This window comes from Thiohalomonas denitrificans (assembly GCF_900102855.1).
GTDB lineage: Bacteria > Pseudomonadota > Gammaproteobacteria > Thiohalomonadales > Thiohalomonadaceae > Thiohalomonas > Thiohalomonas denitrificans.
In genome coordinates this window covers 275,306-297,712 of the sequence record NZ_FMWD01000005.1, presented here as the reverse complement: position 1 = coordinate 297,712, position 22,407 = coordinate 275,306, and the positions used below count along the sequence as shown (strand labels likewise).

18 protein-coding genes, 3 tRNA genes and 1 pseudogene are annotated in these 22,407 nt (G+C 60.4%); 19 read left to right on the top strand and 3 right to left on the bottom strand.

The features are described from left to right. Nucleotides 1–21: 21 nt before the first annotated feature. The 6 genes from BLP65_RS09900 to BLP65_RS09875 all read left to right on the top strand — a co-directional run bounded on the left by BLP65_RS09900 (nucleotide 22) and on the right by BLP65_RS09875 (nucleotide 6,339). Nucleotides 22–1,221 (top strand): CpaE/TadZ family protein, encoded by a 1,200-nt coding sequence (locus BLP65_RS09900; protein ID WP_092996156.1) that lies wholly within the window; start codon nucleotides 22–24, stop codon nucleotides 1,219–1,221. A gap of 3 nt (nucleotides 1,222–1,224) precedes the next feature. Continuing rightward, nucleotides 1,225–2,595 carry a TadA family conjugal transfer-associated ATPase gene (locus tag BLP65_RS09895; protein ID WP_092996153.1) on the top strand — a complete coding sequence of 457 codons (1,371 nt, stop codon included), beginning with the start codon at nucleotides 1,225–1,227 and terminating at the stop codon, nucleotides 2,593–2,595. Then, nucleotides 2,576–3,550: a type II secretion system F family protein gene (locus BLP65_RS09890; protein WP_092996150.1), complete on the top strand. Its 975-nt coding sequence runs from the start codon at nucleotides 2,576–2,578 to the stop codon at nucleotides 3,548–3,550. Before BLP65_RS09895 ends, BLP65_RS09890 begins: the two co-directional genes overlap by 20 nt. A 13-nt stretch (nucleotides 3,551–3,563) precedes the next feature. Beyond that, complete coding sequence (locus tag BLP65_RS09885; protein WP_092996147.1) at nucleotides 3,564–4,520, top strand: type II secretion system F family protein; 957 nt, start codon at nucleotides 3,564–3,566, stop codon at nucleotides 4,518–4,520. A gap of 174 nt (nucleotides 4,521–4,694) precedes the next feature. Then, the gene (locus BLP65_RS09880; protein WP_092996144.1) at nucleotides 4,695–5,624 is read left to right on the top strand and encodes a tetratricopeptide repeat protein; all 930 of its coding nucleotides are present in this window, start codon (nucleotides 4,695–4,697) and stop codon (nucleotides 5,622–5,624) included. A 301-nt stretch (nucleotides 5,625–5,925) separates the two neighbouring features. Continuing rightward, a complete protein-coding gene (locus BLP65_RS09875; protein ID WP_092996141.1) occupies nucleotides 5,926–6,339 on the top strand; it encodes a hemerythrin domain-containing protein in 414 nt (137 codons plus the stop codon). 309 nt (nucleotides 6,340–6,648) lie between these two features. Here BLP65_RS09875 and BLP65_RS09870 read toward each other — a convergent pair whose 3' ends face one another. Next, nucleotides 6,649–7,437 carry a Tll0287-like domain-containing protein gene (locus BLP65_RS09870; protein WP_092996138.1) on the bottom strand — a complete coding sequence of 263 codons (789 nt, stop codon included), beginning with the start codon at nucleotides 7,435–7,437 and terminating at the stop codon, nucleotides 6,649–6,651. 232 nt (nucleotides 7,438–7,669) lie between these two features. On the opposite strand from BLP65_RS09870, the gene BLP65_RS09865 reads away from it, so the two are divergent. The 8 genes from BLP65_RS09865 (at nucleotide 7,670) to BLP65_RS09830 (ending at nucleotide 17,453) form a co-directional block, all read left to right on the top strand. Next, nucleotides 7,670–8,110 (top strand): hypothetical protein, encoded by a 441-nt coding sequence (locus tag BLP65_RS09865; protein ID WP_092996134.1) that lies wholly within the window; start codon nucleotides 7,670–7,672, stop codon nucleotides 8,108–8,110. A gap of 69 nt (nucleotides 8,111–8,179) precedes the next feature. After that, complete coding sequence (locus BLP65_RS09860) at nucleotides 8,180–10,159, top strand: cytochrome c family protein (RefSeq protein WP_092996131.1); 1,980 nt, start codon at nucleotides 8,180–8,182, stop codon at nucleotides 10,157–10,159. Between the two features lie 17 nt (nucleotides 10,160–10,176). Further along, complete coding sequence (locus BLP65_RS09855; protein WP_092996128.1) at nucleotides 10,177–10,788, top strand: c-type cytochrome; 612 nt, start codon at nucleotides 10,177–10,179, stop codon at nucleotides 10,786–10,788. Next, on the top strand, nucleotides 10,781–12,076 hold the full coding sequence (locus BLP65_RS09850) for an NAD(P)/FAD-dependent oxidoreductase (RefSeq protein WP_092996125.1): 1,296 nt from the start codon (nucleotides 10,781–10,783) through the stop codon (nucleotides 12,074–12,076). Before BLP65_RS09855 ends, BLP65_RS09850 begins: the two co-directional genes overlap by 8 nt. A 496-nt stretch (nucleotides 12,077–12,572) precedes the next feature. After that, complete coding sequence (locus tag BLP65_RS09845) at nucleotides 12,573–13,364, top strand: adenylyl-sulfate reductase (RefSeq protein ID WP_092996122.1); 792 nt, start codon at nucleotides 12,573–12,575, stop codon at nucleotides 13,362–13,364. 38 nt (nucleotides 13,365–13,402) lie between these two features. After that, nucleotides 13,403–13,873: an adenylyl-sulfate reductase subunit beta gene (aprB, locus tag BLP65_RS09840; RefSeq protein ID WP_092996119.1), complete on the top strand. Its 471-nt coding sequence runs from the start codon at nucleotides 13,403–13,405 to the stop codon at nucleotides 13,871–13,873. Then, nucleotides 13,873–15,705 carry an adenylyl-sulfate reductase subunit alpha gene (gene aprA / locus BLP65_RS09835; RefSeq protein ID WP_092996117.1) on the top strand — a complete coding sequence of 611 codons (1,833 nt, stop codon included), beginning with the start codon at nucleotides 13,873–13,875 and terminating at the stop codon, nucleotides 15,703–15,705. The genes aprB and aprA overlap by 1 nt, the downstream gene beginning before the upstream one ends. Before the next feature lie 125 nt (nucleotides 15,706–15,830). Beyond that, nucleotides 15,831–17,453 carry a tetratricopeptide repeat protein gene (locus BLP65_RS09830; RefSeq protein ID WP_092996114.1) on the top strand — a complete coding sequence of 541 codons (1,623 nt, stop codon included), beginning with the start codon at nucleotides 15,831–15,833 and terminating at the stop codon, nucleotides 17,451–17,453. A gap of 368 nt (nucleotides 17,454–17,821) precedes the next feature. Here the strand turns inward: BLP65_RS09830 and BLP65_RS09825 are convergent. Then, a tRNA-Val gene (locus BLP65_RS09825) sits at nucleotides 17,822–17,896 on the bottom strand. 118 nt (nucleotides 17,897–18,014) lie between these two features. Between BLP65_RS09825 and BLP65_RS09820 the strand changes: the two genes are divergently transcribed. The 5 genes from BLP65_RS09820 to BLP65_RS09800 all read left to right on the top strand — a co-directional run bounded on the left by BLP65_RS09820 (nucleotide 18,015) and on the right by BLP65_RS09800 (nucleotide 21,890). Next, nucleotides 18,015–18,437, top strand: a complete 423-nt coding sequence (locus BLP65_RS09820) for a phosphate-starvation-inducible protein PsiE (RefSeq protein ID WP_092996111.1) — start codon at nucleotides 18,015–18,017, stop codon at nucleotides 18,435–18,437. Nucleotides 18,438–18,462: 25 nt separating this feature from the next. Beyond that, entirely contained in the window at nucleotides 18,463–19,872 is a 1,410-nt protein-coding gene (gltX, locus tag BLP65_RS09815) for a glutamate--tRNA ligase (protein ID WP_092996108.1), read from the top strand. A 26-nt stretch (nucleotides 19,873–19,898) separates the two neighbouring features. Next, nucleotides 19,899–21,596: a glutamine--tRNA ligase/YqeY domain fusion protein gene (locus BLP65_RS09810; protein WP_092996105.1), complete on the top strand. Its 1,698-nt coding sequence runs from the start codon at nucleotides 19,899–19,901 to the stop codon at nucleotides 21,594–21,596. 85 nt (nucleotides 21,597–21,681) lie between these two features. After that, a tRNA-Ala gene (locus tag BLP65_RS09805) sits at nucleotides 21,682–21,757 on the top strand. Between the two features lie 57 nt (nucleotides 21,758–21,814). Continuing rightward, nucleotides 21,815–21,890, top strand: a tRNA-Glu gene (locus BLP65_RS09800). A 248-nt stretch (nucleotides 21,891–22,138) separates the two neighbouring features. Here BLP65_RS09800 and hepT read toward each other — a convergent pair. Further along, nucleotides 22,139–22,380, bottom strand: a pseudogene (gene hepT, locus BLP65_RS17420) (type VII toxin-antitoxin system HepT family RNase toxin). Between the last annotated feature and the right edge of the window lie 27 nt (nucleotides 22,381–22,407).

The window sequence follows — 22,407 nt, the reverse complement described above, 5'->3', positions numbered from 1 at the left end:
ATCGGAAGGAGTCGTTACCAGATGTCTGGCGAATGGCAAGTGCTTCTGGCGGGACGCGCCAGGGATGAACTGGATTCCATTCAGAAACTCGTTGAAGTGAGTTCGGGATGGCGGGTTACGATTCGTTTGATCACCAACGGGCATATCGATCCGCTCTACGGGGTCCGCGAACTGCCGTCGGTACTGATCTTTGTCCTTTCCGGCAACTGGGAGGAGGAACTCAGAGTGCTGGCCGATCGCCCGGTCGGAACCCGGGTGCCGACGGTCATCGTAGGACCCAGGGAAAATACCCGGGCGATGCGCATGGCAATGCGCGGTGGCGCCCGGGACTACTTTGCGTTTCCGGTGCCGGCCGATGATCTGAACGGTTCACTTCGCCAGCTTGCCAGTGACCAGCGCGCCACTGTTCCAAACAGCAGTGTGACGGAATCGGGTCCGCAGCTTGCGGTGGTGGTTGGAGCCAAAGGCGGGGCCGGCAGCAGTGTTGTGGCTGCTAACCTTGCGCTTGCCTTGGTCGGGGAGCGGATGCGTGTGTCGCTGCTGGACTTGGATTTCCAGACCAGCTCCCTGCCGACGCTGCTGGATTTGAGCCCGACCGGCGGCGGTCTGGAAGAGGCCATTCACAGGGCCCTGGAGATGGATGAGGTGGCGATGGAGGGTTACCTGCTGCGACATCACAGTGGTCTGCGGCTCCTCTCCCCGACCGGGCGCGGCGCAATCGGGTACTCACCGCATCCGGAATACATCGAACGTATTCTGGGCCTTCTGAAACGGAGTTGTGACCGCGTGATTGTCGACATTCCCCGTCAGATTGATCTCTCGTCGGCGGTAGCGCTGGGTGCTGCCGATCGGGTCTTTCTGGTTCTGCAGCAGGACGTGGCTCATCTGCGGGAGGCCAAGCATTTCATCGAGTCGGCGGCGGGATATGCCGGGCTCGATCCGAAACGGATCGTGGCGGTCGTCAACCGCTGGCAGAAGCGGGGAACCGTATCGGTGCAGGACATCGAGAAGGCCCTTGGAGGTGTCCAGGTGGAGCGGCTTCCCAATGATTACGAGCGCATCTCCGAGAGTGTCAACAGCGGAATTCCGGTGATGGAAGCCGCACCCAGGAGCGCCTTCGGGCAGGCGGTAAAAAAGATGGGCCGATTACTCAAACCCGAGTCGGCGAAAAGACCGAAGAGTCGACTGGGATTTTCACTACTGGGATGGAATCGGGGATAGGGAATGATGCGACATCGAATCAATGCAGATGTGGCGGCCGACGTCAGCGATTTGCCGGCCACCCGGGAGAGTGCTGACTCACGGGGAACGGAGGAGAAGTGGAAGCGGCATATCAATGAGAAGTTGCTGACCGTACTGGATCTGTCCCTGCTGTCCGGGCTCGGTGAAGAGGAGGCGCGACGCCAGATCCGGGAGGTAAGCCGTGAGGTGATCGAGGCTGAGGCCATTCCCCTCAGTGTGACGGCGCGGCAACGCATAGTGCGTCAGATCGAGGATGAAATCCTCGGCCTCGGTCCCCTCGAACCGATCCTCGCCGATCCCACCGTATCGGATATTCTGGTCAACGGCGCCCACAGCATCTACGTCGAACGCTACGGAAAGCTGGAGCAGACCGATGCGCGCTTTCATGACGATGCGCATCTGATGAATATCATCGACCGTATTGTCTCCCGTGTGGGGCGCCGTATCGATGAGTCATCGCCGATGGTCGATGCGCGGCTGAATGACGGCTCCCGCGTGAACGTCATCATCCCACCCCTGGCCATCGATGGTCCAACCCTGTCGATTCGACGCTTTCCTGCTGAACGCCTGGATGCAGACAAGCTGGTGGAGCTGGGTGCGATGTCAGCGACCATCAGGAAACTGTTCGACGGGGTAGTACGCGGAAGACTGAACGTGGTGATTTCAGGCGGCACCGGTTCCGGCAAGACGACGCTGCTGAACGTGATGTCGGGCTTCATACCTTCGGACGAGCGGATTGTCACCATCGAGGACTCGGCGGAACTGCAGCTGCAACAGCCGCATGTGGTCCGGGTCGAGACCCGTCCGGCGAATATCGAGGGGAGGGGGGAGATTACCCAGCGCGACCTGGTCCGCAATGCGTTGCGTATGCGGCCGGACCGCATCGTGGTCGGCGAGGTCCGTGGCTCCGAAGCACTGGACATGCTGCAGGCTATGAATACCGGCCACGACGGCTCTATGACCACCATCCACGCCAACACTCCGCGTGATGCGCTGACGCGCATCGAGTCGATGGTGGCCATGGCGGGAGTCAATATTCCGCCTCGCGCGCTGCGTGCCCAGATCGCCTCCGCAGTGGACTTCGTGATTCAGCTGGAACGGCAGCAGGATGGCGGCCGGCGCGTGGTCAGCGTGCAGGAGATCACCGGCATGGAGGGCGAGATGATCACCATGTCGGAAATCTTCTCCTTTCGCCGCCGCGGTCTGGATGAGGAGGGCCGGGTGAAGGGCGAATTCATTGCCAGCGGCGTGGTACCCCAGTGCCACGAACGGCTGGTCCAGCACGGTATCGATATGGGGCTCGACATGTACGAACCAGAGGAGGGCTTCGGACATGGAATGGGGTTCAACTGAAACGCTGATCTTTATCGGGCTGGTCTTTGCGGCGGTAGCGTTGCTGACCTTCAGCTTCGTTGTGCCGGTCTTCGGTGAGAGCCGGGCCGTGCGCAAGCGTCTGCAAAGAAGGCTGAAAGAGATGGCGGCCGAGGATCCGGGGCCGGCACGCGGCGTACGGCGCCGCCAGAAGCCGAAAAGCGCCCTGGAGCAGGCGATGGAGAAGCTGCCGGGAATGGCGGCACTGGCAGTGACCATGGAACAGGCTGGGTACACGAAATCCGTTCATCAACTGGTGCTCCAGGCCCTCGGGGCGGCGACAGGCATAGTACTGGTCGTGGGGCTCTTCATCGGGCATCCGGGCTGGGCTGCCCTGGCAGGTGTCGGGGTGGTGATGGCCGCTTACGCCAAACTGCATGTTGACCGTGCCAGGCGCATCGCGAAGTTCGAGGAGCAACTCCAGGACGGGGTGGGCGTCATGGTGCGGGCCTTGCGGGCCGGGCACCCCTTCACCCAGGCGCTGCGGTTGGTTGCCGACGACCTCGAACCTCCGATTGGCCGTGAGTTCGCCATCGTCTTCGCCGATATCAACTATGGCGGAGATGTGCGTCGGGCACTGCTCGGACTGCTGTCGCGAGTGCCGAGCGTCACCGTGATGGCGCTGGTGACAGCGGTACTGGTACAGCGGGAGACCGGGGGCAATCTGGCCGAAATTCTGGAGAAGATCAGCGAGGTGACTCGCGCCCGGTTCCGATTCCAGCGTCGGGTGAAGACGCTTTCGGCCGAGGCGCGTCTTTCGGCCTGGGTATTGGCGCTGGTGCCTTTGGGTCTTTTTGCGGCCATTTCGGTGACCACGCCCGACTATCTGCCGCGGCTGATCAACGACCCGTTGGGACAAAAGCTGGTGGTGGGTGCCGTTGTCATGGGGACGATTGGCATTTTCTGGATTCGAAAACTGTTACGTATCCAGGTCTGACAGGAGTGGGGACATGGATTACTTCGTTGCACTGTTGAGCCGGCTTTCGGGATCACCCGAGGCGGTATCGGTTGTGTTCAGCATCGTCATGGGCGTAGCGGCCTTCTCGTTTGGCGTGGCGGGTCTTTTGCTGGTCAACGGGCTGAACAGTCCGACGCGCCAGCGGCTGCAGCGTTTGACGGAGGACTCCTCGATCGGCCGAAAGGGGGTTGCCGCCCGTTTCATGGAGCGTCTGACTCCCTATTACCATCGCATTATTCCCAAGGACCATCGTGAGCAGGCCCACGTAAAGCGTCAGCTGGTTCAGGCTGGCTTTCGTCGACCCAATGCTCTCGGTTCCTTTTTTGCCCTAAAGATCATGCTTACCGTAGGACTCCCGATGCTGGTGTTTTTTGTCGCTGCCTGGATCCCGGGGTTAGCGATGCAGCAAGTACTGTTTGCGGCAGTGACCGGTGGAGGAGTGGGCCTGTTTGGTCCCAATTATGTACTTCACAAAAAGGTAACTGCTCGCCAGCGGCGCCTCATGGAGGGATTGCCGGATGCCCTTGACCTGCTGGTGGTCTGTGCGGAGGCGGGGCTCGGTCTGAAAGGGGCCATACAGCGCGTTGCGGATGATCTGGGGGTCAGTCATCCCGAGCTCGCCGGGGAGTTGTCGCTGGTCAATGTCGAAGTCCGTGCCGGTGTTTCCCATACGGATGCGTTGAGAAACCTCGCGGAACGAACCGGACTCGAAGAGCTGCGCGGCCTCGTCACGCTGCTGGTGCAGAGCATGCGTTTTGGCACCAGCATTGCCGATGCCCTGCGCATCTTTGCGACAGAATTTCGTGATCGACGGATGCAGAAAGCGGAAGAGGCAGCCGCCAAGATCGGTACGAAGATGATCTTTCCGCTGGTGCTGTGTCTGTTTCCATCGTTCTTTCTGGTCGCGATCGGTCCGGCAATACTCGGTGTGCTGGCAGCGTTTCGTTAACAGGCAATGGGAGAAAGAGGGCGTTCAGTACACGAGGAGCAGGGCCGATCAGGCACGTCCCGAGGTCCAATGAAGTTCGTTCGGTCCGCGCCATAATCTGTCTTTTCCGGCCGGGAACGCAGACGCCGGATTTTTGCGAGATTCGCGAAGCCATTATCGAAAAGGTGTAAAAAAATGAAAGCAGCTGACGCGATTCGAATGACGGGGATCTTTGCCATCGTGGTCGTAATGGCCGGTTGTGCATCGACTCCGAAGTCGACTAAAACCGGATCTTTTGATCACTTGTATGACGGCAAAGAGAAAGTGGCTTATGCGACGGAAATGCCTGTCGAGAACGTCACGGAGGCGATGAGCCGGGGCGACAAGGCCCTGAGTCGAGGAGATCGGGATCTGGCGCTTTATCGTTACGTTCAGGCCCTTGAGCTCAATCCGAAAACCATCCCTGCCTATGAGCGCATCGGGACGATACATCTGGAGCGGGACCGCCTCGCCCTCGCCGCAAGGACTTTCAGAAGCGGTCTCCGGTTCGACAACGAACATCCGGCTCTCAACGAGGGGCTTGGGCTCGCCCTTTTACGCGCAAGGCGTTATGACGAAAGTCAACAAGTGCTGGAACGTGCGGTCCAGATCGATGTTCGACGCTGGCGGGCCCACAACGGGTTGGGGATCCTTGCCGATCTGCGCGGCGAGCATGATGTGGCTCGGGAGTCGTATGAAACCGCACTTCTTCTGGTGCCCACATCTGCCCGGGTCCATAACAATCTCGGCTATTCGCTCTATCTCTCCAGGGACTACCACCAGGCGATTGCCCGTCTCAAGACCGCTGTCCACCGGGACCCGGAATATGAGCGGGCCTGGCACAATCTCGGCCTGGTCCTGGCCAGGACGGGCCGTTATCAAGAGGCAGTGGCTGCATTTCAGCGTGTGACGGACAAACCCGGCGCGTACAACAATGTCGGCTACCTGTCGCTTCACAACGACGATCTCGATTCGGCACAGAAATATCTCGACCGGGCCGTGCACCTTTCGCCGCAGTATTACGAGAAGGCGCACGAAAACCTCGAGGTGGTTGGAAACCGTTCGCACCGGGCCGGGGCTGATTGACACGGGCACGCTGCTGATGGGCGTATTGGTCTTTCCTTTATAGACCTAGTAAAATAGTCAAGAAAGAGGTGCGCCGTTTCAGGGAACCTCTAACATTCATTTTTCGTCACTCCCGCGAAAGCGGGAGCCCAGTAAAATCAACGGCTGGATTCCCGCTTTCGTGGGAATAACGAATTTATAGAAGTGCCCGTCATTCAACGATGGTGAACGGCTTCAGCCGACGTGGCTGGAAGCCTGACCACAACGCCGCGCTCGATTTTCAAGCGCCAGATAGCCTGCAACCTGGACCAGGAGTCATCTCATGAAACGATCCGAGCCCCTGATCGCTCTCTCACGAGAGCACCACGGAGCACTTTCACTTGCCCTCCGTGCCCGCCGGGTCGCCCACGAGGGCGAACCGGGGTCCGTAAGGAATCTGGCTGACCTGGTGCGCCGGAAGTTTGAAACCGAGCTCAAGCCCCATTTCGATCAGGAAGAAAACTGGCTATTGCCGGTACTGGCCCGGGCCGGCGAAAAAATGCTGGTGGAGCGTACGCTCGCCGAGCACGCGGAACTGACGGACCTGGCCGACCGGTTGGCTTCACCCCGGCCCCGGGTTCTTCTCGCCTTTGCCGATGCACTCTCCCGTCACGTACGTTTCGAGGAGCGTGAGCTATTCCCGGCAGTAGAGCGTCTGCCGAATTACGCCGGAAAAGTGGCCGAAAAGATCTCCTGAGCTTGGAGAACCCCGCACAGGTCGGGCTTTAGTGGGTAGGGCACGTCGCCCATCCCGCAATTGCAACCCACAAGCACCATCCGTAGGGCGGATAAGCGTCAGACGCATCCGCCAACAACAGCCTGGGATAAGGTGGATGCGCTCCGCTTATCCACCCTACGGGGCTACAACTCACAAGCACCTGTAACGGCACGCTCTGGGGACGGAAGGATAAATCACAGGGACCACGGGAAGCCCGGGTAACCCGATTGGGTTCCCCCGTGCGCCCCGTGGTGAACCGCCGTTCTGTATTCCCCGGCTGGTATTACACTATTTCCCGGATGGACCTTCGATGGGAACCGCAACACTGATCATGCCGATCACGTCGCCTGCCTCGAGACCATCTTTTTTGTAACCCAGTACGTCCAATTCACCCTCGGGTTTGCCGTGGCAAGCCAGGCATGGCTCCATCAGTTCGACCGGTTCGAAGTACCGGTAGACCGGCTGTTTGCCCATCATCGTCTCTTCGCCGTAAGGCTTACCATCATGGTCAGGTTGGATGAAACGCGTGAGCACCGCCTTGTCCATGCTGTCGGGGGCGTTGCTGGGATGGCGGTAGTTGCGGGCCGGCTGGCGGGTGACGATTCCGGTACGGGAGTTGAACATCAGACCCGCCTCGCGGGCCCACTTGGCCGGCAGGAAGTGCTTCCAGCCCGTTCCCTTCACGTTGAGCCTGTCCTGATTGTTGTCGATGCTGAGTTTGCCCGCCCAGATGAGCTTATCGAGAATACGCTGCTGTACCGGGGTGACGTCCATGAGCTGTGGTTCCAGTGCAGCGAGCCACTGTTCGACGAAGTAATCGCCGGTGAACCCCTTATCGCCCAGCTCGGGATCGGTGAGTTTCTTCATATGGCTGAAGATCACCAGGCGGCCGATGGCGAGTGCCTGAGAGATCATCTCTGCCGTGGCACGGCCCTGCTCCTGCGGCACCTTCTCCAGGAACAGGTATTCCGGGTGCCCCCCCTGGGCCGGCACACCGATCTCCTCGGCGATCGCCGTATGGCAGGAGAAAAAAAGCAGGCCGAGGCCAGCCGCCGTCTGCAATGCAAACTTTTTCATGTGAATCCCTCCGGTATTAATTGGTGTTATGGGCCCGGTAAAATTATTACAGGCGGCGAGGAGGAGTGTTGTTTCAAGTTGTAACTGGATGTTTCCCGCTTTGACTGGAAGTCGATTAATTTAAAATAAGTCTTAGAATCTTTCGCAGTTCTTGTTTTTTGAGAATGCGTCGTCGGGATCTGGACCAAAGAGCTCGTCATCATTAGAATGTCAGGAATAGTAAGTAGCTCGCATGGAAAATGTGTTCCCGCTTGTTGCCAAACTGGGGGGGGCAGTATTTACCAAAGGAGAGCTACGCATGGCCTGGTATTTCCCGTGCCTGACCCAACGCGAACTCCCGCCGGCCGCCGGCCTCGGGGAGTTCGGGTTGGGTTTGTTGCGACCGTCCGTTTTGCCGGAAGGCGACGCGACGGCTACCCGAACCCATGGTGTCGAGGCGTTTGGCCACACCATCGGCAGCTTCTGTTCGCCCCTACGTAACACCCGTTCAACGACCTTCAGCCATATCGGCATGCGGGTTAGCGGGAGGGTGGACCATTCCCGTTCGATATCCCACTGCGCCAGATTTCGTGCGCGATCACGCGGTCGTGCGTTCGGTACTACCGACCGCATCAAAACAGCGCTTGTCCGTGTTGTATTTCCGGACTCCCTGGATCTGCACCTCGTCAAATAAGTCCGAATCAAAAATATACGAAGGCGCGCGAATTTCGCGTCCACCAAAGGAAAATAGGAGAAGAATACGATGCCCAGACGCATCGCACCGGTGGCCATGACCTGCCTCTGGGCGGCCGCCCTCATGCTTTTTATCGCACCTTTCGCCCATGCCGAAAATTCGGATCCGGCGGTCGAGGGGGTCCTGCAATACTTCGACCTCGAGACCCGGGAGCGCATCATCCCTGATGAGCGCTGCCTGACCTGTCATGGGGATGAGGATCAAAAGACGGATGTCCGTGATGACGGCAGTCCGGTTGATATCTACGTGGAGCACGGACGGCTCGATGCGAGTGTTCACGGCGAGCACAGCTGCACCGACTGCCACACGACCATAGATCGGGTACCACACCGGGAGGCTCCGCAAGTGGTCGTCGGTTGTGTCGAGTGCCACAAAGAGATGTGGGCCGAGCACAAGGATGATCCCGAGTACGAGCGCCTTGAGGTGGTCAATAAAGAGATCGAGAACTTCATGGGCTCGGTCCATGCCAGCCCGAGCAAGCTCGACGAGTCCCGGACCAATGCCACCTGTTACGACTGCCACGATGCTCACAACATCGGCGAGCTCGGCAGCCAGCAGCGCGCCGAACAGCGGCTGAAGAATCCGGAGATTTGCGGCAGCTGCCACGAAGACGAGCTGGCCGAGTACCGCGATTCCGACCACGGTCGTGCGGTTCTGGAGGAGGGCGACAGCGACGCCGCGGTTTGCTCCGACTGCCATACCACACACGCCATCACGGAACCCGAAGGGGACGCCGCCAAACTGGCAATCACGAAGAATTGCGGCGACTGTCACGAGGACGCGCAGCGGACCTACTTCGCCTCCTATCACGGTCAGGTGCACCGCCTTGGCTACACCAATACGGCCAAGTGCCACGACTGCCACGGTGGCCATGGGGTGAAGGGTGAGGATGACCCGACCTCCGAGATCCACGCCGACAACCGGCTGGAGAACTGCCAAACCTGCCACGAGAGTGCCAACGCGAACTTCCTGGCCTTTCTGCCGCACGGTGATGCGGACGACCCGGAGAACTATCCGGGCCTGTGGTTCGCCAAGCGCTTCATGCAGGCGCTCATAATCGGCGTCATCGCCTTTTTCTGGCTGCACGTGCTGCTGTGGCTGTTCCGCGAGGTGGTGGAGCGCTTCCAGGGTCGGGGCTTCATTGAGGATCTCGACAACCCCGATAAGGTCTACTTCCGCCGTTTCTCGGCGACGTGGCGCTGGATTCACGGGCTGTTTGCCATTTCCACGATGACCCTGATCCTCACCGGCACGACCCTGCTGTTCTCCCACACTGACTGGGCGAAGGCAGTGGTGGCGTTCCTCGGTGGTCCGCAGGTGGAGGGCATCATCCATCGTACCGCCGCCATTATCTGGCTGGCGATCTTTGCGGTTCACTTGACCATCGCGCTGATCAACATTCAGCGCAAGCGCAAACTCGGAACCTTCGAGTGGTTCGGCGGCACCTCGATGCTGCCCAGCTGGAAGGACCTCGAGGATCTGCGGGACATGTTCAAGTGGTTCTTTGGTCGCGGCCCCCGCCCCAAATTCTGTCACTGGACCTATTGGCAGAAGTTCGATTATTGGGCGCCCTTCTGGGGTACGGCCGTGATCGGCACCACGGGCTTGATACTGTTCGCGCCGGAGAAGACCGCACTGCTCCTGCCGGGATCGGTGTTCAACTTCGCCACGCTGATCCACGCCGAGGAGGCCCTGCTGGCGGCCATCTTCCTCAACTCGGTGCACTTCTTTAATGTGCACTTCCGGCCCGAGCGCTTCCCGATGAGCACCACCATCTTCACCGGTGCGATCCCCATCGAGGAGTTCAAGCACGACCACCGTCTCGAATACGAGCGGCTCGTCGAGCGCGGGGAGTTGGAGAAGCATCTGGTGAAGCGCCCCTCGCGCCGCGCCGAACTGGCCTCGTCGTTTATCACCAGCGTGCTGATCATGGCCGGTCTGGCTTTGCTGACCCTGGTGTTGATCGGCGTCATGACCACGCCGAACTGAATAGGAGAGACGACACCATGACAAATAATATTCGGTATCTCCTTCTGGCCGTGTTGGCGCTGCTCTCCGGAGCCGCCTTCGCTGCCGGGCCCTCGGCGTCGGCACTGGCCTTTACCTGTGCCGGCTGCCACGGCACCGATGGTTCCAGCGTGGGGCCATCGAGCCCCTCCATCGCCGGGATGGACCCGGAGGTCTTCATCGACATGATGCAGGCCTACCGGGCCGACCAGCACAACGCCACGATCATGAACCGCATCGCCAAGGCCTACAGCGATGAACAGATCGAGGATATGGCCTGGTTCTTCGCCCGGCAGCGCCTGAATACGGGGCCGCAGCCCCACGACGAGGCCCTGGCCGCGAAGGGTGCCCGGCTGCACGAGAGGCACTGCGAAAAGTGTCATGAAGAGGGTGGTCGCCCGGGTGATGCCGGGACCCTGGCCGCTCAGTGGATGCCTTACCTGGAGTTCACCATGTCCGACTTCCTGGCGGGTAAGCGCGAGTGGCCTCGCAAGATGGAGCGCAAGGTCGATGCGGCAATCGCGGAGGAGGGCGAGCAGGCCGTCCCTGCTCTCATCCACTATTACGGCAGCCAGCACGACCCGAAGATCGAGGAAAATGAAAATGACTGATATCCATCGCAGAGCATTTATGCGAACGGCTGGCGGTGTCGCCGTACTCGGTGCGACCCTGGGCTTTCCGTACCTGGCCATGGGTGCCACCCGCCGGGTGGTCGTCGTCGGCGGCGGAGTGGGTGGGGCCACTGCCGCCAAGTATCTGCGCAAGCTCGACCCGGGCCTTTCGGTGACGCTCATCGAAGCCAAGCCTAACTATACCTCCTGCTTTATGAGCAACGAGGTACTGAGCGGCGACCGCACGCTGGATTCGCTCACCTTCGGCTATGACGGTCTGCGCAATCATGGCGTGGAGGTCGTCATCGACCGTGTGTCGGGTATCGACCCGGTGAGCAAGACGGTGCAGACCGATGGGGGCAAAGAATTCAGCTACGATGCCTGCGTGGTCTCCCCGGGCATCGGATTCAAGTGGGAGGCGATTGAAGGCTACGACGAGAACGTTGCGGAGGAGATCCCCCACGCCTGGTATGCCGGTCCCCAGACGCTGACCCTGCGCCGGCAGCTGGAGGCGATGCCTGAGGGAGGCAAAGTGCTCATTGCCGCCCCGCAGAATCCGTTCAAGTGCCCGCCGGGACCCTACGAGCGCGCCTCGCAGATCGCCATGTACTGCAAGCACCACAAGCCTCGCGCCAAGATCATCATCCTCGACCCGAAGGATGCCTTTTCCAAGCAGGGTTTGTATGTCGAAGGCTGGACCAAGCTCTACGGTTACGGCAGCGACAACAGCATGATCGAATGGGTAAGCGGTGCGGAAGGCGGCGCAGTCGAAGCGGTAGACCCCGGGACCCGCACCCTGCAGACCTTCGTCGAGGATTTCCAGGGCGACGTAGTCAATATCATCCCGCCGCAAAAGGCTGGTGCTATCGCCTTTGCCGCAGACCTGGTGGAGGGCGATTGGTGTCCGGTGGACAAGCGCACCTTCGAATCGAGCCGGCACAAGGACATCTATGTTCTGGGCGATGCCTCCAGTGCCTCCAAGATGCCCAAGTCGGCCTACGCCGCCAACTCCCAGGCCAAGGTGGCTGCCGCGGCGATCGTGGCGCGCTTCAGTGGCCAGGAGCCGGATGATCCCACCTTCGTGAACACCTGCTACAGCATCGTCGGGGAAGACTTCGGCATCTCCGTTGCCGCGGTTTATTCCCTGGATGCCGCCAATAACTCCATCGAACCGATACCTAACTCGGGTGGCGTTTCACCGGCCAATGCCAGTCCCGAACTGCGCAAGCGGGAAGTGAGCTATGCCCATAGTTGGTTCAGCAATGTCATCAACGACATGATGGAGTGAGCACCTTCGGGCAGGAGCAAAGGATTCCCTCTCCCTCTTCGGGGGAGAGGGAAACCCGTAAATTCTGCCGATGAGCCGATCGGACCAGGGATCTGCCAACGCGCTAACCTGCCGTTTTCCCACCCTGTAATCAGCGTTTCCCGGATACAGCTGTCCCGGCTGTAGTTTGTGGAAAGCGTCCTTTATAAATGGCCGCTGCCTGCGGTCGCCGAGCATCCCCCCATAGATCCGGATAGGGCCCGTCCCGGATTTCACAACAAATCTGATTGGCCCACCACACCCCACCCTTACTACCTGTTACCACCCCCTGACTCCTCAATGGCCAGTTCAGAAGAGGCGATATCTACCTTTACGCAAGGGGCGTCTATGCTTACCTGTACTCACATGTTGGGAATCCTGGGAAGAAACCTTTCCGCGTTCGTGGTCGGGTTGTAAGAGCAAGCTTCCGGATGTGAGCAAACTGCACGTGAAATGGATCAACGGAGGAAGTGCAAACATGCTGACCACCAACCCCTTTTCTGAGCTGTACACGCTAGTTCCACCGCCGGCCATGCAGAGCTATGTGATTGTCATGCTCCTGCTCGTCGTGGCTGGCACGGTGGTTGACGTCATGCACAAGAAAAGCGCCAAGTACTTCTTTCAGGCCGGCGTCAAGTCCCGGGAGGCGCGGACCCGTGAGGTCGGCGGTGGCGAAAAGGCGTCCATCGCGCTCAAAACTGCCGCGTATGATGTCCTGGCTTCCGGTGAATTCTGCAATCAGAGGCGAAGGATTGCCCACCTGCTGACCATGTACGGCTTTGTGCTGTTTCTCATCAGCACGTTCGTCATGGTCTTTACGGCTGCCGACGCGGTGACCTCTGCCATTTGGCCGCTACTCTGGTATCTCGGCGCCCTGATGGTTGCCGGCGGCGGGTACTGGTTCTGGTTCAATATCCGTGTGGATGTGGCTGCCGAGGGCAATCCCTGGTACCGCGTCTCCAGAGCGGACCTGTTCGTCCTCTCCCTGCTGGGGTCGACGACCTTCGCTATCCTTTGGGGTGCCGTGCAGGCCGGAGCCGGTGTCGGGTTCTGGTCCATGCTGTTCTTCGCGCTCTTTATCATTGCCAGCACGGTACTGTTCGGCAGTGTGCCCTGGTCGAAATTCGCACACATGTTCTTCAAGCCGGCCGCAGCCTATCAGCGCCACCTCGGTGAAGCCGACGGCTCCCGCCAGAACCTGCCGCCACCCGCGGACAAACCGGAACAGTTTGGTCTTGGCATCAAGCGCGAAGCGCCTCGTCACTATTAAGCAAAAACGAAAAACCTGGAAATCTGGAGGATTTCGAAATGCCGACATTTGTTTACATGACCCGGTGTGACGGCTGCGGACACTGTGTGGATATTTGTCCCTCGGACATCATGCACATCGACAAGACCTACCGGCGGGCCTACAACATCGAGCCCAATTTCTGCTGGGAATGCTACTCCTGCGTGAAGGCCTGCCCGATGAACGCCATCGATGTCAGGGGCTATGCCGATTTTGCGCCACTGGGACACAGCGTTCGGGTACTGCGCGAGGAGGAAAAGGGCACCATCTCCTGGCGTATCAAGTTCCGGGATGGTCGCATCAAAGACTTCGTCTCACCCATCACTACCCAACCCTGGGGCGAGAAGATCCCGAAGCTCGCGGAGTACGAGATTCCCGATGAGAAGGAACTCGACTCTCCGCTGCTCTGCCACGAGCCCGACGGGCTCAAGGTCGAAGGGGGCTTACCCACGATTGATAAATCCAAATTCAAGCAGGGGGTATATTACTGATGGGCTTCAATACGGTTTTCGAAGAGTGCGATATTTTGGTGGTCGGCGGCGGCATGGGGGGCACCGGTGCCGCCTACGAAGCCCGCTACTGGGGGCGCGACCTGAAAATCGTGGTGGCTGAGAAGGCCAACATCGATCGCAGTGGCGCCGTGGCCCAGGGCCTGTACGCCATCAACTGCTACATGGGCATGCGTTGGGGCGAGAATCAGCCCGAGGATCACGTACGTTATGCACGGAATGACCTGATGGGCATGGTGCGCGAGGACCTTGCCTATGACATGGCCCGACACGTGGATTCCGCGGTTCACCAGTTCGAAGAGTGGGGTCTGCCCATCATGCGCGATCCGGAGACGGGCCGTTACCAGCGTGAGGGCAAGTGGCAGATCATGATCCACGGCGAGAGTTACAAGCCGATCGTCGCCGAGGCCGCGCGCAAGTCCGCCGACAAGATCGACAACCGCATCATGGTGACGCACCTGTTGATGGATGAGAGCAGGCCGAACACGGTAGGCGGTGCCATCGGCTTTAATGTGCGCACGGGCGATCTGCATGTGTACAAGGCCAAGACGGTCATCATCGGCGCCGGTGGTGCCTCGCACATCTTCAAGCCGCGCTCGGTGGGCGAGGGGATGGGACGGACCTGGTATGCGCCCTGGAGTAGTGCCTCGGCCTATGCGCTGCCGATTCAGGTCGGCGCCAAGATGACCCAGATGGAGAACCGCATCGTCCTGGCCCGTTTCAAGGACGGGTACGGTCCGGTCGGTGCCTACTTCCTGCATCTCAAGACCTATACGCAGAACGCCTACGGCGAAGAGTATGAGTCCAAGTGGTATGACGAACTGAAGTCGATGGTGGGTCCCTATATCGATCACCACCCGACTCCCACGTGCCTGCGTAATCACGCCTTCGTACGGGAAGTGGCGGCCGGCCGCGGCCCCATCCACATGGTGACGAAGGAAGCGTTCCAGGATCCGCACAAGGAGACCGTGGGCTGGGAAAACTTCCTCGGCATGACCGTGGGCCAGGCAGTCGTGTGGGCATCCCAGGATATCGATCCGAAATACGTCAATCCCGAACTGACCACCTCGGAGCCCTACGTGATGGGTTCCCACGCCACCTGTTCCGGGGCCTGGGCCAGCGGACCGGAGGATATCTCTCCCGACGAGTATTTCTGGGGTTACAACCGGATGATGACCGTGGAGGGGCTGTTCGGTGCCGGCGACGCACTGGGGGGCACGGCGCATGCGTTCTCCTCGGGTTCATTCACCGAGGGCCGACTCGCTGCCAAGGCGGCGGTCAAATATGTCAGGGACCACGCCAACGACAGGGTCAATGTCTCCGAAAAGCAGATCGAGGAGTTGCGCGAACAGATCTACAAACCACTCGAGAACTACGAGATCGGACGCAACGAGATCGTCGCCGGTACCGTTTCGCCCAGCTATATCCTGCCGATCCACGGTCTGCAGCGCCTCGAGAAAATCATGGACGAGTATGCCGGCGGCATCACGGTCAACTACATGACCAACGAGCCCCTGCTCAAACGCGGGCTGGAGCATCTGCGGATCCTGCAAGAAGACCTGGAACACATCGGGGCTGAAGACCTGCATCAGTTGCAGCGTGCCTGGGAGCTCAAGCACCGGGCACTCGCTTCGGAGTGTGTCGTTCATCACACGCTGTTCCGCCAGGAGACGCGTTGGCCGGGTTACTACTACCGTGGCGACCACCCGCAACTGGACGATGATAACTGGCATGTCCTTACCGTTTCGCGGCGTGACCCGGAATCCGGTGAGTGGACCATGGAGAAGGCCCCGGTCTATCACATCGTGGACTAGTCATAAAACCACAGAGGGCACGGAGTGCACTGAGAAGTGCATTAATCTCCCGTGTCCCCTGTGGTTGGATTGGTTTTCTCCGTGTTCTCCGTGCCCTCCGTGGCCTTGAAAAAAGGTAGGCACCGATGCCCATTGATACAGCTTCCATGTCAACGATCGAGTCAAGCGAGCCCGGTCGTGCAAACACCGGCTCGACAGAGCATCACGAGGATATCGACGCCCTTGGGAAAGAGCAGGGTCTCGATGCCTCCGAGCTGGCTTCTCTTGTTGCTTGCGCCCGGGCCAGTGGCGCAACGCGCCAGCAACTGCCCGGCGTGCTGCGACAAGCGTGTTCCCGCCTCGACAACCTCCGTTCCCACGCCTTTCGCGATCTGGCAGGAGAGCTCCCGGCCGGTGAAACCGCCGCTGCGGTAGCGCTTGCCCGGCAGGCACTGCAGGCCGGCCCGTCGTTCTCGCTGGAAGCGGCCGAGCAGGCATTCGGCGAAGCCCTTGCGCACTGCCTGCAGGACAGTGCCGCAACACCCGGAAGGGTTGCGTCCATCGCCGCCGGGCAGGCAGAAGTGGCCGCGGCAGCGCAGCTTCATCGCAAGGCCGCTGAGCTCTACGCCAAAGTGGCGAAGGTGCCGGGCCTCGACGCGGCGATGCAGTGGCAGTTCGAATATGGGCGGGCCGCGGTGCTGGATGAGTTGGGCCGGGAATATGGCGAAGACGAGGCCCTGCAAGAAGCGGTCGAACTCTACGAGAACAGCGTGCTGCCGCTGGCCCCCCGATCCGAACGGCCGGCCGACTGGTCGGCCACACAACATGCGCTCGGCAATGCGCTCGGTATCCTGGGCCAGCGCGGGCGAGGAATCCGTCTGTTGGAGCGGTCCGTGGAGGCGTTCGAGAATGCCCTGGGTGAACGCAGTCGTGAGCAGACACCGATGGAGTGGGCCGCAAGCCGGCACGGTCTTGCCAATGCACTCGGCCTCCTTGCCCAGCGCCAACAGGACCTCGACATGCTGGAGCTCGCGGTCTCGGAATTCGAGCGTGCGATCGAGGCGCGCGATCGGGAACGAACCCCCTGGGACTGGGCAATGACCCAGTACCATCTGGGCACGGCCCTGTTGACCCTGGGCCAGCTCAAGCACGACAGCGCCATCGTGGCGCGCTCCGTCGCCGCCTATCAGCAGGCGCTGACCGAATGGACCCGGGAACGGGCGCCGCTCGATTGGGCCAGGACCGAGAACAGCCTGGCGTCCGCGTTACGGGTGCGTGGCGAGCAGGACGGCGACCCGCGGGCACTGGAACAGGCAGTCTCCGCCTACCGCAGCGCGCTGACGCTGTTGACCCGCGAGCAGTGGCCTGCGGAGTGGGCCCTGATCCAGAACAACCTGGGCGCCGCACTCCACAAACTCGGCGAGCAAGAAAATGACACCAGCTTTCTGGGCGAAGCGGTCACCGCCTACGAAAATGCGCTGCAGGAGTTGTCCCGCGAGGGCAAACCCCTCGCCTGGGCCATGACCTGCGCAAACCTGGGCAGTGCGCGCCGGGGCCTGGCCGAGCGGACACGGGACATCGAGATATCTCTCCAGGCGGTTGCCGATTTTGAGGCCGTTGCCGAGGTTTTCCATGACGCCAGCCATCCCCGGTACTATCACCTTGCGAAGGAGCAGCTGGCCCATGCCCGCAAGCTGACCGCGGAGCTGGTGGGAGGTGATGACCGTGTCACCTCCCGCCTCGACTCTTCTGGCATTGACCGCCGATAGGGGGAAGGGATCAGTACGTCATGCATGAGGCATCTCTACCGGCTCGGCTCGAGTTTTGACCGCCCCGATCGGGCCTCACATACAATGAACACCACCTGCGCGCCTTCTCAGCCTGGGAGAGGCCTTCGTGGCCTGTCTGTGGGAAGGGTGGATAAGCGAAGCGCATCCACCAATATGGCTGAAAACGGCGGATGCGCTGACGCTTATCCGCCCTACGCCGGCAACAAGATGTCATTGTTGCGTCTGGGACCGTTGCCACGGGCTTTCAAGGAATTATCTCCTCTAATAGCGCCTCAACTTCCGTTTTGTCCAAAAATGCCCAAAAACGAAAAAAGGGTTACAGATTGCTCTGTAACCCTCTGATTTTCTGGTGGGCGGTACTGGGATTGAACCAGTGACCCCTGCCGTGTGAAGGCAGTGCTCTCCCGCTGAGCTAACCGCCCGAAGAAGGCCGCAGATGATATACATCCTGCCGGCTGTGGTCAAACCGTTGGGTCGGGTTTTCGCGGATGTACGCGCTTCCAATGTATACTTCCTGTTTTTGCCATCGGGACTTTGGAAATGGCTGAGAAGCAGGGGGTGCGCCGGCTGGGCCAGCAAGCGGTGGGGGTGGTCGAGGACATCGGCCTCTTCATCATCCTGTTGGCCACTATTGTGGCAGCCGGGCAGGAGATCTGGCACATGGTGGAGAGCGGCACGGTTCGTCTGGCCGATCTGCTGCTGATGTTCATATATCTTGAAGTGGTGGCGATGGTTGCCAGCTACTGGAACTCCGGTCAGCTCCCGGTGCGCATGCCCCTGTACATCGGTATGGTGGCGTTGGCGCGCTATCTTATTCTTGACATGAAGGCGATGGATGGGTGGCGCATCCTGGCGGTGGCTGGTGCCGTGCTGGTGCTCGGGCTGGCCGTGCTGGTGATCCGTTACGGACACCTGCGCTTTCCGTATGGCGCGACCGATCAGAAAGTGATTGACAAAAAATAGCCTCAAACCAAACACGACGGATTCTATGAGTATCAAAACGCGATTCGCCCCCAGCCCTACCGGTTACCTCCACATAGGCGGCGCCCGTACGGCGCTCTTCTCCTGGCTGTATGCACGACGCCACGGCGGCAAGTTCGTGCTGCGCATCGAGGATACCGACCTGGAACGCTCTACCGCCGAGTCGGTCAATGTGATCCTCGAGGGTATGACCTGGTTGGGCCTGGAGTACGACGAGGGACCGTTTTTTCAGACCCATCGCTTCGACCGCTATGCAGAGGTGACGCAGCAGCTGCTCGACAAGGGCCTGGCGTACCGCTGCAACTGCCCGAAGGAGCGCATCGAGGAGCTGCGCGAGGAGCAGATCGCGAGGAAACAGAAGCCGCGCTATGACCGCCGCTGCCTCGGGCAGGCGATCGATCCGAACGAGCCCCACGTGATCCGCTTTCTGAGTCCGACCGAAGGTAGCGTGGTGGTGAATGACATGGTCCGCGGCAAGGTTGTATTCAGTAATGCCGAGCTGGACGATCTGATCATCCGGCGCAGCGATGGCAGTCCCACCTACAATTTTGTAGTGGTGGTGGATGACATGGATATGGAAATCTCCCATGTGGTCCGCGGCGACGACCATCTCAACAACACGCCGCGCCAAATCAATATCCTGCGGGCGCTGGGCGTCGAGCCGCCGACCTATGCCCACCTTCCGATGATCCTCGGCGAGGATGGTCAGAAGCTCTCCAAGCGCCACGGTGCCGCCAGCGTCACCGATTACCGGGAGGAGGGCTACCTGCCGGAGGCGCTGATCAACTATCTGGCACGCCTCGGCTGGTCCCACGGCGACCAGGAGATCTTCGAGCTGGAGGAGATGGTCCGCCTGTTCGATATCTGCGACATCAACCATTCGGCCTCGGCTCTCAATCTCAGTAAGCTGCAGTGGCTGAATCAGCACTATATGAAGAGTCTCGATCCGACCTATGTGGCTCGCCACCTGAGCTACCAGCTCGGCAAGCTGGACATTGATCCATCTGTTGGTCCCGATCCGGTGGAAGTGGTCATCGCCTACCGCGAGCGCACCAGCACGCTGGCCGAGATGGCGCTGCAATGTGCGTATATCTATCGCGATTTCGACGAATATGATCCGGCAGCGGCCAAGAAGCACCTGCGGCCCGTGGCCCAGGAGCCGCTGGCCAGGATGCGGGAGGCATTGGCGGGGCTGGAGGAGTGGACCCCCGAGGCGTTGCACGCCACTGTCGAGCAGGTGGCCGCTGCCCTGGAGCTGAAGATGGGCAAGGTGGCGCAGCCGCTGCGTGTCGCGGTGGTCGGCACCGCCGCCTCTCCCGGCATCGACGAGACACTGAGACTGGTGGGACGCGAAGCCTCCCTGCGCCGCATCGACAAGGCGCTGGAGCTGATCCGCGCCCGGGCCGAAGACAAGTGAAGGCTGCACTGAGGGAATCCACGAGTATGGGTAACGAGACCACCGCCCCGACCAATTTTATCCGCCAGGCTATCGAGCAGGATATCGCTGCGGGCAAGAATGACGGCCGGGTGGTAACCCGTTTTCCGCCGGAGCCGAACGGCTATCTGCACATTGGTCACGCCAAGTCGATCTGCCTCAATTTCGGTATTGCCCGGGATTACGACGGGATCTGTAATCTGCGCTTCGATGATACCAATCCGCACAAGGAGAACGTGGAGTTCGTTCGCTCTATCCAGGAGGACGTGCGCTGGCTCGGTTTCAGCTGGGGCGACCGGGTCTTCTACGCTTCCGACTATTTCGAGCAGCTTTACGGATTCGCGGTCGAGCTGATCGAGAAAGGGCTTGCCTACGTTTGCGATCTGTCGGCGGAGGAGACTCGCACCTATCGCGGCACGCTGACCGAGCCGGGCAAAGAGAGCCCGTTCCGCCAGCGCTCGGTGGAGGAGAATCTTGATCTGTTCCGGCGCATGCGCGCCGGTGAGTTCCCGGACGGTGCGAAGGTCCTGCGGGCCAAAATCGACATGGCCTCGCCGAACATGAACATGCGCGACCCGACGCTTTACCGCATCCGCCACGGGGTGGTCCACCACCAGACGGGGGCAGAGTGGTGCATCTATCCGATGTACGATTTCACTCACCCGATCTCCGACGCACTGGAGGGGGTCACCCATTCCCTCTGCACCCTGGAGTTCGAAGACCATCGTCCGCTCTATAACTGGGTGCTGGACAATATCAACGCGCCCTGTCACCCGCAGCAGATCGAGTTCTCACGTCTCAATCTGCAGTACACGGTGATGAGCAAGCGCAAGTTGACGCAACTGGTGGACGAGGGTCACGTCGAGGGCTGGGACGATCCGCGCATGCCGACCATTGCCGGCATGCGCCGACGCGGCTACACGCCGGCCTCCATTCGCGACTTTATCGATCGCATCGGTGTCAGCAAGTCCGAGAACACGGTGGAGATGACGCTGCTCGAGAACTGCGTGCGCGATGACCTCAATGTCAACGCCCTGCGCCGGATGGCGGTGCTGCATCCACTCAAGGTGGTCATCGAGAATTATCCCGAGGATCAAGTCGAAGAAGTCGAGGCTGCCAACCACCCCCAGGACCCTTCGCAGGGAACCCGTCGCATTCCGTTCTGCCGCGAGATCTATATCGATGCGGAGGACTTCCGCGAAGAGGCACCGAAAAAGTTCAAGCGGCTGGTGACCGGCGGTGAGGTGCGGCTGCGCAATGCCTATGTCATTCGCTGTGATGAGGTGATCAAGGACCCGCAAGGGGAGATCGTCGAGCTGCGCTGCAGCTATGACGCGGCCACTCTCAATGCCAACCCGGAAGGGCGCAAGGTCAAGGGGGTGATCCACTGGGTCTCCGCCCGCCACGGAATAGAGGCAGAGGTGCGGCTGTATGACCGCCTCTTCGGTGTTCCGAGTCCCGACAGCGCTGCGGCGAAGGAGGGCAGGGACTACAAGGAGTTTCTCAACCCCGACTCGTTGCGAACGCTGACCGGCTGCGTACTGGAACCCACTCTGGCTGACGAGGAGGTGGGGGCCCTCTACCAGTTCGAACGGGAGGGTTACTTCAGCCGCGATGCCACGGTGAATGCCGCAGCCAGGCCGATCTGGAATCGTACCGTAACCCTGCGGGACTCCTGGGCCAAGATCGAACAGCAGGGTGGTTAGTCGCGGAAAGAGACACAACTAACCTCATGCGGTTGTGGTACTTGACAGTGAGCCGTATTTCACTACAATCGTCGCCTTGCTTTTCGGGGCTATAGCTCAGCTGGGAGAGCGCCTGCATGGCATGCAGGAGGTCGGCGGTTCGATCCCGCCTAGCTCCACCAATCAGTAACCGGGCTGTTGTGCGGCAGCCCGGTTCGTTTTTGTAAGACGGTTAACCCGTCCCCATCGTCTAGAGGCCTAGGACACCGCCCTTTCACGGCGGCGACAGGGGTTCGACTCCCCTTGGGGACGCCAATTCAGGAAGCCCCGGCTCTGTATGGAGCCGGGGCTTTTTTCGTTTCCGGGGTGACCAGGGCCCTTTTGCCGGAAAACCGTAGGATGGGGGTGAGCCTGCGAACCCCATCAATGACCGGGACAGGGTCGTTTCTCGATGGGGTTCGCAAGTTCACCCCATCCTACATTTCTGGTCGAGAAGGCCGTCTCGGGGTTCGGTTCGAATAATCAGGCCGGGGACAACAACGGGCCGAGGCAAGTGCCCGCGGTCAGTTCAGGAAACGGGAGCGTACTGAGTGGACGAAGGCGAGCAGATCGTCGAGGTTGTGTTCCACCACGTGGCGTAGGATACGGCGGTCGATGGTTTCGTATCCATGGACCAGCAAATTGCGGAACCCGGCCATTTCTGAAGATTGTCGGCTAAGGCATCCGGTAGGTCGACCGCATCGCGCAGCAGCCCGAAGAGTTGCCGGTTGGTTTCCGGTTCACCCAGGCGCAGGTCCGAGACGATATGAGAGGCGGTATCCAGCGCTGCCTG

What these genes read in the sequence shown, in the direction of transcription:
- BLP65_RS09900 (WP_092996156.1), top strand. Translation starts at nt 22, where the DNA reads ATGTCTGGCGAATGGCAAGTGCTTCTGGCGGGACGCGCCAGGGATGAA.
- BLP65_RS09895 (WP_092996153.1), top strand. Translation starts at nt 1,225, where the DNA reads ATGATGCGACATCGAATCAATGCAGATGTGGCGGCCGACGTCAGCGAT.
- BLP65_RS09890 (WP_092996150.1), top strand. Translation starts at nt 2,576, where the DNA reads ATGGAATGGGGTTCAACTGAAACGCTGATCTTTATCGGGCTGGTCTTT.
- BLP65_RS09885 (WP_092996147.1), top strand. Translation starts at nt 3,564, where the DNA reads ATGGATTACTTCGTTGCACTGTTGAGCCGGCTTTCGGGATCACCCGAG.
- BLP65_RS09880 (WP_092996144.1), top strand. Translation starts at nt 4,695, where the DNA reads ATGAAAGCAGCTGACGCGATTCGAATGACGGGGATCTTTGCCATCGTG.
- BLP65_RS09875 (WP_092996141.1), top strand. Translation starts at nt 5,926, where the DNA reads ATGAAACGATCCGAGCCCCTGATCGCTCTCTCACGAGAGCACCACGGA.
- BLP65_RS09870 (WP_092996138.1), bottom strand. Translation starts at nt 7,437, where the DNA reads ATGAAAAAGTTTGCATTGCAGACGGCGGCTGGCCTCGGCCTGCTTTTT.
- BLP65_RS09865 (WP_092996134.1), top strand. Translation starts at nt 7,670, where the DNA reads ATGGAAAATGTGTTCCCGCTTGTTGCCAAACTGGGGGGGGCAGTATTT.
- BLP65_RS09860 (WP_092996131.1), top strand. Translation starts at nt 8,180, where the DNA reads ATGCCCAGACGCATCGCACCGGTGGCCATGACCTGCCTCTGGGCGGCC.
- BLP65_RS09855 (WP_092996128.1), top strand. Translation starts at nt 10,177, where the DNA reads ATGACAAATAATATTCGGTATCTCCTTCTGGCCGTGTTGGCGCTGCTC.
- BLP65_RS09850 (WP_092996125.1), top strand. Translation starts at nt 10,781, where the DNA reads ATGACTGATATCCATCGCAGAGCATTTATGCGAACGGCTGGCGGTGTC.
- BLP65_RS09845 (WP_092996122.1), top strand. Translation starts at nt 12,573, where the DNA reads ATGCTGACCACCAACCCCTTTTCTGAGCTGTACACGCTAGTTCCACCG.
- aprB (WP_092996119.1), top strand. Translation starts at nt 13,403, where the DNA reads ATGCCGACATTTGTTTACATGACCCGGTGTGACGGCTGCGGACACTGT.
- aprA (WP_092996117.1), top strand. Translation starts at nt 13,873, where the DNA reads ATGGGCTTCAATACGGTTTTCGAAGAGTGCGATATTTTGGTGGTCGGC.
- BLP65_RS09830 (WP_092996114.1), top strand. Translation starts at nt 15,831, where the DNA reads ATGCCCATTGATACAGCTTCCATGTCAACGATCGAGTCAAGCGAGCCC.
- BLP65_RS09820 (WP_092996111.1), top strand. Translation starts at nt 18,015, where the DNA reads ATGGCTGAGAAGCAGGGGGTGCGCCGGCTGGGCCAGCAAGCGGTGGGG.
- gltX (WP_092996108.1), top strand. Translation starts at nt 18,463, where the DNA reads ATGAGTATCAAAACGCGATTCGCCCCCAGCCCTACCGGTTACCTCCAC.
- BLP65_RS09810 (WP_092996105.1), top strand. Translation starts at nt 19,899, where the DNA reads ATGGGTAACGAGACCACCGCCCCGACCAATTTTATCCGCCAGGCTATC.